Consider the following 6,903-nt stretch of genomic DNA (forward strand, 5'->3'; position numbering starts at 1 on the left):
CAGCTTCGCCGCATGGACCATTTTCGCCTGAGAAAATATCGCGGCCCGGAGGTGTGGGCGCGGGTGCGTCTGGCCTATGAGGCCGGAGAGAGCGGGCCGTCCGTGGCCCGGCGGTTCGATATCGGCCTGGCCAATCTGAGGAAGAAATGCCGGCTGGAGGGCTGGTCGCGGCGGCATCAGGCCGAGCGTTCGGATCGTGAGCTGCCGGGAGACCGCATCGCCGCGACCTTCGCCGCGCCCGACCCGAGGCCAGAGGGCCCTGTCGACCGGCAGGCGGCGCTGGCGGCCTGCCTCGACCACGCGGCGGCGGCCATGGCGCGCGGCGAGGGAGCGGCGGCGCTGGCGGCGCTGAAGGCGGCGCGGGCCTTTGCCGAACTGACGGAACAACTGCACGACCCCGAGGCCGAGGCGGAGCGTACCGCGACGCGGTGGGCCGCAATCGAAGCGCTTTGCCAGTCAGACGCCGTCGAGACAGAAGCACGCAAACTGGCCGAGGGCATGCTGCTGGGGACGCCGCAGCAGACCCACCATCATACCGCCCTGATGTACCACTGGCGCGCTGAACATCTCGGCCCCGAGGCCGCCGCCGCCGACTATGCGAGGGCGTTGGCGGACGGGAGCGCCAAATACTATTGGGATGAGGCCGGCGTGCTGTGGCCGTTGGAGCCGTCGGTGATGCACAGGCTGGGGCGACCGGTGGTGGAGGGAGGGTGAGAGCGGGACCGAACTGCTGGGTTGGGGCCGTCCCCGCGCAGTCAACGTTCTAGCCCCCGGCTGCTAGATTTCGCGTTCAGTGGCTGGTCAGCTGTCACAAATGTCGCGTCCAGTGCTCCTCCGAGACGATCGCGATCGGTCGCCCTTCATCACGCCAATCACTCGCCTGTAGAATCTTGTTGCCGAAGGAAGAGTGCTTCCAGGACTCTGTGGCGTAGGCACCGATCACCAGCACCTCCGTCTTGCCGCTGAGGCCGCCGCAGAAGCCGCCGCGCTCCGTCACAGCCTGTTCGCAGTGTTTGCGCTGGCCGTAGATGAAGGTGCCGGTGAAGCAGTAGGTGCGACGATCGAACGACAGGGTCGGTGCAGGGTCGCAGAGAGGCAGGGTCGAGGATTTCAGGACTTCTCCGAGTTCGAAATCGCGGCTGGAGAAGCTGTTTAAAGTGTCCAGCAGGATGGCCTTTTCTTCTGCGTCCAAGACGCCGTCGGCCAAGACATCGTTGATGCGCTGGTAGAGGGTTCGTATGAGCGGTTGCTCGCTGACCGCGACGTTGGCGGCGAGCCATTTCTGAAGAAACTCAACTTCGGCTTGGTTAAGGTCGCCGTCGGCCGCGACACCGCGTGCGAGGCCAACGAGTTCATCGACTTGCCGTGATGTAATCCGGTCGCCGCCGAGGCGGTTGATCAGTTCGTTGTCCATGGTCAGCCCATGCTACCCGCGGCTCAAGGTTTCGCTACTTTAGCGCGACTTTATCGAATGGGCGAGGCCGGGCGGATTGGAAGTGGGGCCTGAAGGCCAGCCTTGCCGTGCGGCGATCTAGAATTCCACGACGGCGACAGACCCGCTGCGGATGATCCGGCGCTCTTCGGGACGATCCCGGGCGCCGCGGCAGGTAACGCTCGCGGGGGTGACGGTGCAGGTCTGAATCACCTGGGCGCGCACGCTCATGACGGCGGTCGACGTCTGGGGCGGAACGACGAGCAGCAAGAGCGGCAGGAGGATCATCAGTCGGCCCCGGATCTAGAACTCGATGGTCACACGCAACGTATCGTCATATTCGCCGTCTCGAATGCGTTGTCGAGGCGGAATGATTCCGTACAGCCTGAACGTCGCGCGCCCCGCGCCCCGTTGGAGCCGGACGGGGGCGACAGTCCCGTTCGTGCCGTCGCCGGCGACCCTCCGATGACCCGGATCGGTGTGGATGTTGTAGTGCAGGACGGAGCCTCCCCGGGTCATGGTCCGGTCATGGTGGCGGCCCGAGCGCCCCTGGGAGAGAGAAATCCGCACCAGCGAGATGCGGTCGAGGGGGTCGCAGACCACCTCGATCTGCGAGGTCGTGGTGTTGGGAGCCTGATCCAGCGCACTGTACGGGCGGAAACTCATCGGCTCCGTCCTGATGAGGCAGCGGGGCGAGATCGTCGTCTGGGCGGCGGCGGGGACTGGCGTGAGCAGCGGCGGGGCGAGCAGGGCCGCGATCAGGATCAGGGCGCGCATGTGTAGGGTCCCAGGCGAGGCAGGCCGCCCCCGGCGCCGACGTTGATCGCGACGGAGCAGCGGCCGTCGGGCCAGGCGAGCTCCAGCCGGTTTTCGCCGACGGCGAGGTCGCGGAGATAGATTTCACCCCCGAAGCCGACGATCCCGGTCGCCTCCGAACCCTCTATAGTCACCGACGCTCCCACGGGCGGCGGCGAACCGTCCGGCAGGCGAAGGGTGACGAGGGCCGATCGCGCGCGCGTCACGGGGAAGCGGGTGACCACGCCGGCGCGGGCGCGCGGAGCGACCAGGGTCGCGGTATCGCTTATGCTCGCGTTCATGGGCAGGTCGAGGGGATCGATGGAGACGGCGTTGGCGGCGTAGGACTGAAGGTCCGTGATCAGGATGCGGCCGCGCGCGTTGGTGCGTCCTACATGGCTGTTCTCCAGCGCGACGCTGATGCCAGGCGAGTCGTCGATCTCGACCACGGTGAAGCCGTCGTCGATGCGGCCGGCGATGAAAATCTCGTTGTCCATGAGCACCAGAGACTGGGCGACGCCCAGTTCGTAGCCCGTGGCGCCGTCGGACGTCGCCACCGAGGCGTGAATGTCTGAATAGCGACCGTCCCAGTCGGCGATGATTTCCCCCCGGTCGCGCGCGCCCGTCTCGCCGTCGAGCACCCAGGTAAGCCTCTGGTCGAAGGCCTCGCTGCGAAGTTGGGCGGAGGTCACGTTTTCCTCGCCCTTGCGCCAGTTTTCCTGGACATAGACCTGGGTGTCGCCGCTGGCCCCCAGCGGGAAGGACAGCGAGACCATGGCTCCCCAGCTATCCTCTTCCAGTTCGGCGTAGGCGGAGGCGGAGAGGTGGATCCGGTCGTCGAAGAGGTCGACGCCCCAGGTTCCGGAGGCCACCGAACTTTGCGCCCCGCCGACCTCGCGCTGCATGACCCAGCTGACATTGAGGTTTCCGGCCCGGCCCATGTCCAGCCCCGCCGACGCCGTCGCTCGCCGGTCGAACGTCGCGTAGCCGAACCGGTCCGCGAGATCCCGGTAGCCGTCGCTCTCGAAATAGCTGGCGGCGAAATTGAAGCGCGGGTCGATGTGCTCGACGCCCGCGTACCATGCCCAGCCTCGCCCCTCGGCCCCGTCGCTGAGCATGAGGGCGCTGTCGACGAACAGGAAACTGCCGAGGGAGAAGGCTGCGCCGGCGGCGGCGGACGCATAGTCCTCCGCCCCCGCCGCATAGCCGCTGAAGGTGAACTGGTCCGTCACGCCGTAGCCGAAGGCGGCCTGGGCGAAGTCGCCTTCGTAGTTGTTGCTGTCGACGGCGTAGTTCTGGCGCGCCACCCCCGCCTCGACATTGAAGGTGGTCATGCCCTGCGCCAGCATCTCCGTGGACGAGTAGAGCGGCAGGTAGAGCTGGGTGCGCCGGCCGGCCTGATCGGTAACGACCACGCTGACCATGTTCGAACCGCCGACGATGGGCAGGTCGGTCAGTCGCAGCGTGCCGGGATCGACCGGGGTCGAGTAGCGCTGAACGCCGTTGATGAAGAGATCGACGGTCGAGGGCAGGCCGATGTCCTGGCGGATCTCGGGGGTCGGGGTGGTGACGATGTCCGGCCGCAGGGAGAAGTCGCGCATCCACTGCACGCCGCCGAAACGGAAGGGTCGGATCCAGACCGGGCCGGCGCTGTAGGTGTCGCCCAGTCGCAGGCGCACGGCGTTGTCCGTGGAATCGAAGTCGATCCAGGATTCCAGCCGGATGAATTCTTCGGGCTGGGCCTCCGATTTTGTCACGAAGCCCGTGGTGGTCGCGGTGAACCAGGGCGAGAAGAGGCGGGCGTCCAGATTGACCGACAGGGTTCGCGCGAAGTCGACCGCCTCGGACTGTTTCGCCCACTGGCCATAGGCGTCATAGGCCAGCATGGCGCCCCAGTCGGCCCGCGCCGGCACGCGGGGGATGCCGGGCGCCACCTCGAGGATACGCGGCTTCAGGCGTTCGAAAGGGGCGGTGAGATAAATGACCTGACTGGCGCGGTCGATTTCCCACTGAAGGCCCGGGACCTGATCCAGCCAGATGCGGCGTTCGTCCCCGACCGCCGTCACCCACGCCTCATCGACCAGAAAGCCCAGGCCGTCGAACTGATCGGCCGGAAGCGAGAGTCGGCCGTTGGCTTCATAGAAGCGCGCCACCAGCCCCAGCGACCACCCGTTCACCCGCACGTCGAGCAGGGCGATGGTTTCCTCTGATCCGCCGGGCGGCGGCGGATCTTGCAGCGGCGCCGACGCGGCGGGCAGGGGGGCGACGACGGCGGCCAGGGACGCCATCACGCAGACGAGGAAGCGCGTCCTGTTCCGGTCATGGCGTGACCGGGACATTGGCCTCGACCGTCCCGTATTCGCCTTCGGCGCTGAGGCTCAGCGCGGTGGCCGTCGCGCCGCCCGTATCGATGGTCCAGGTGCGGCGGCCGCCGCTGAGGACGTAGCCCTCCAGGGGCTCTCCGATGGGCTGGCCGCCGCTGGAAGCCTGCAGATTGATCAGTCGTTCGCGGGCTGCCCCTTCGTTGATCGCGGTCACGGTCAGGCTCTCGCCCTCCTGCTTCGCCTCCCATCTCAGGCGCGCGCGAGACTCGGTCGATGGGGTCACGAACACAGGGACGAGGACGCGAAGCGCGGTCACCACTCCCGCCGGCAAGGCGTCCGCCGAGGCCGGAAGCTCGTCCACGATCAGGCGGAAGGCGCGCTCGTGCGACGCCTCGGGCATGTTCTCGATCACCAGGCGGATGACCTGCGATTCCCCCGGGGCGAGGGTGACGAGCGGCGGGCTGACCATCAGGACGGATGACGGGGTGTAGACGTCGGCTCCCCCGGGCTGGGTCCAGTCGACGGTGCGGACCTGGACGGTCACCGGTGTCGCGTCGGTGTTCCGGATGGTCAGGGTGGCCGTGCGTTCGGACCCGATCATCTGGACCCGGATCGGCCCGATCTCGAGCGATCCGGCGACGGAGGGCGAGGGCGCGAACGCGAGCGCCACCGCGACGAGCAGGGCCGCGAGGGCGGTGAGCCGGGGCAGGGCGGTTCCCATCAGTACTGGACCGTGACGCGGAGGATGTCGACGTAGTTGCCGGCCGGCACGTTCTGGCCGACGGGCACTTCGCCGTAGACCCGGTAGGTCACGAGCTGCCCGATGTTGCTGATTCCCGGAAGCTGGAAGGCGGCGCCCATGGTGTCGATCGGATCCTGCCGGCCGATGTCCTTGTAGATCTGGTAGTTGAGGTGACCGGGCCCATCCATATACCGGGCCTGGGGATTGCCCGAGGCGCCGGCGTCGAAACTGACCGTCGCGCTGGAACCGGGGGTGCAGCGCAGGGTCACGGGCGTCGAGCCGGTGGCGATGGCGTCGGACTTGTACGTGCCGAAATTCAGGTCCTCGGCGGTGATCTGGCAGTCGGCCGTGACCTGGGCCCGAACGGCGAACTGGGCCGTCCGCGTCTGCGCCGCGGCGCCGCCCGCCGCCAGCAGGGCGATCGCCGCCCCGAGCATGAGGATACGCATCACCAGCCTCCACTGTTGTCCGGCAGCGAGACTAGGTGCGGGTTCCGGTGCGCGGCATCGGGGAAAACCCGGAAACGCGAGGGTCCTTCGCCTGTCGGCGCGGGGCGGGCCGGTCGTGGACTCGCGGTCCCTGACGCGGCATGGTCGCATTAACCAATTCTCGGGGCGGGCCATGATCAGCCTGGGTCACATCAAGCGTCGGCTGGGCCAGTATGCGGCCCTGTGGGTGGGGGCGTTCCTGCTGGCCGGGGCGGGCGTGCTGACCGGTCTGTTGTTTGCCGACCTGATGGCCGCGGTGGACAGGGTCCTGCCGGCGATGCTGGGCGCGGTGGCGCTGGGACTGGGCGGGGGCGTGATCGCCAGCCTGTTGTCGGGCGAGACGATCGGAACGAAGCTGGCGGTTGTTCTGCTGGCCCTGCTGCTGATCCTGCCGCTGCTGTGGGCGCCGGCGGCGGCGGCGGTGCTGATCGCCTTCTTCGCCGACCGGTCGATCGAATATTCCGCAGCCTACGCCGCCTTCCAGATCGGGGTGTCGCAGGTGCTGTTCCCCATCAGCCAGGCGATCGGCGACGCCGACCTGTTCGGCTGGATGTGGACGGCGTTCCAGTGGGTTTCGAGCGTCGTGGGCTTCGTCTCGGCCCTGGCCAATATCTGGCCGCTGCTGCGCCGGCTGCTGGGGCCGGAGCCGGCGACGGAAGTCTGATCAGGTCAGGATGTCGAGCAGGCTTCCGGACATCTCGTCGGCGGTCTTCAGCACCGCGACATTGGCCTTGAGGGCGACCTCGGCGGTCACGCGTTCCACGGTCTCGGCGGCCAGATTGCCGAGCGGGTCGCCGGCCGTGCGCCGCGCGCTGGCGTCGAACCGGGCGGAGGCGTCGGCGATGCCGGCGGCGGCGATGGCGAAGGCCTGCATGGAACGGCTCCGTGGGAAGACGGCCGACTATCGCGGCGACGGCGTTACGCGATCGCTGACAGGGATGGTGAACATGCGGGCGATCGGGGGCGGCTTGACCGCAGGGCGGCGCGGGGAGAGGCTGGGGCCATGACCAGCCAGCCCGCGCCCGGCGAACGCTACCCGTCGTTCTCGGCCTTCTATCCCTACTATATCCACGAGCATTCCAACCGGACGTGCCGGCGGATCCATGTCGTGGGCACGGCGCT

The 6,903-nt window shown here is 68.0% G+C and carries 10 protein-coding genes; 3 read left to right on the top strand and 7 right to left on the bottom strand.

Going from position 1 to position 6,903, the window contains the following annotated elements:
- The coding region (locus tag V6M42_RS08140; RefSeq protein WP_332678136.1) for a hypothetical protein at positions 1-714 on the top strand (714 nt) is incomplete at its 5' end.
- Positions 715-808: 94 nt separating this feature from the next.
- On the opposite strand, the gene V6M42_RS08145 is transcribed toward V6M42_RS08140, so the two are convergent.
- The 6 genes from V6M42_RS08145 to V6M42_RS08170 form a co-directional block, all read right to left on the bottom strand.
- A complete protein-coding gene (locus V6M42_RS08145) occupies positions 809-1,414 on the bottom strand; it encodes a BRCT domain-containing protein (protein WP_332678137.1) in 606 nt (201 codons plus the stop codon).
- A 117-nt stretch (positions 1,415-1,531) separates the two neighbouring features.
- Complete coding sequence (locus V6M42_RS08150; RefSeq protein ID WP_332659408.1) at positions 1,532-1,720, bottom strand: hypothetical protein; 189 nt, start codon at positions 1,718-1,720, stop codon at positions 1,532-1,534.
- A gap of 15 nt (positions 1,721-1,735) precedes the next feature.
- On the bottom strand, positions 1,736-2,209 hold the full coding sequence (locus tag V6M42_RS08155) for a spore coat protein U domain-containing protein (RefSeq protein ID WP_332678138.1): 474 nt from the start codon (positions 2,207-2,209) through the stop codon (positions 1,736-1,738).
- Positions 2,197-4,566 carry a fimbria/pilus outer membrane usher protein gene (locus V6M42_RS08160; protein WP_332678139.1) on the bottom strand — a complete coding sequence of 790 codons (2,370 nt, stop codon included), beginning with the start codon at positions 4,564-4,566 and terminating at the stop codon, positions 2,197-2,199. The genes V6M42_RS08155 and V6M42_RS08160 overlap by 13 nt, the downstream gene beginning before the upstream one ends.
- Positions 4,547-5,272, bottom strand: a complete 726-nt coding sequence (locus V6M42_RS08165; protein WP_332678140.1) for a fimbrial biogenesis chaperone — start codon at positions 5,270-5,272, stop codon at positions 4,547-4,549. The genes V6M42_RS08160 and V6M42_RS08165 overlap by 20 nt, the downstream gene beginning before the upstream one ends.
- Positions 5,272-5,742, bottom strand: coding sequence for a Csu type fimbrial protein (locus tag V6M42_RS08170; protein WP_332678141.1), 471 nt, complete (start codon positions 5,740-5,742; stop codon positions 5,272-5,274). The genes V6M42_RS08165 and V6M42_RS08170 overlap by 1 nt, the downstream gene beginning before the upstream one ends.
- A 172-nt stretch (positions 5,743-5,914) precedes the next feature.
- Between V6M42_RS08170 and V6M42_RS08175 the strand changes: the two genes are divergently transcribed.
- Positions 5,915-6,445, top strand: a complete 531-nt coding sequence (locus V6M42_RS08175; RefSeq protein WP_332678142.1) for a hypothetical protein — start codon at positions 5,915-5,917, stop codon at positions 6,443-6,445.
- Here V6M42_RS08175 and V6M42_RS08180 read toward each other — a convergent pair whose 3' ends face one another.
- Positions 6,446-6,655, bottom strand: coding sequence for a flagellar hook protein FlgE (locus tag V6M42_RS08180; RefSeq protein WP_332678143.1), 210 nt, complete (start codon positions 6,653-6,655; stop codon positions 6,446-6,448).
- Between the two features lie 129 nt (positions 6,656-6,784).
- On the opposite strand from V6M42_RS08180, the gene V6M42_RS08185 reads away from it, so the two are divergent.
- Positions 6,785-6,903, top strand: a 119-nt coding sequence (locus V6M42_RS08185) for an Mpo1-like protein (protein ID WP_332678144.1), incomplete at its 3' end; no start/stop codon positions are given.

Origin of the sequence: Brevundimonas sp., from assembly GCF_036677305.1 — a bacterium.
GTDB lineage: Bacteria > Pseudomonadota > Alphaproteobacteria > Caulobacterales > Caulobacteraceae > Brevundimonas.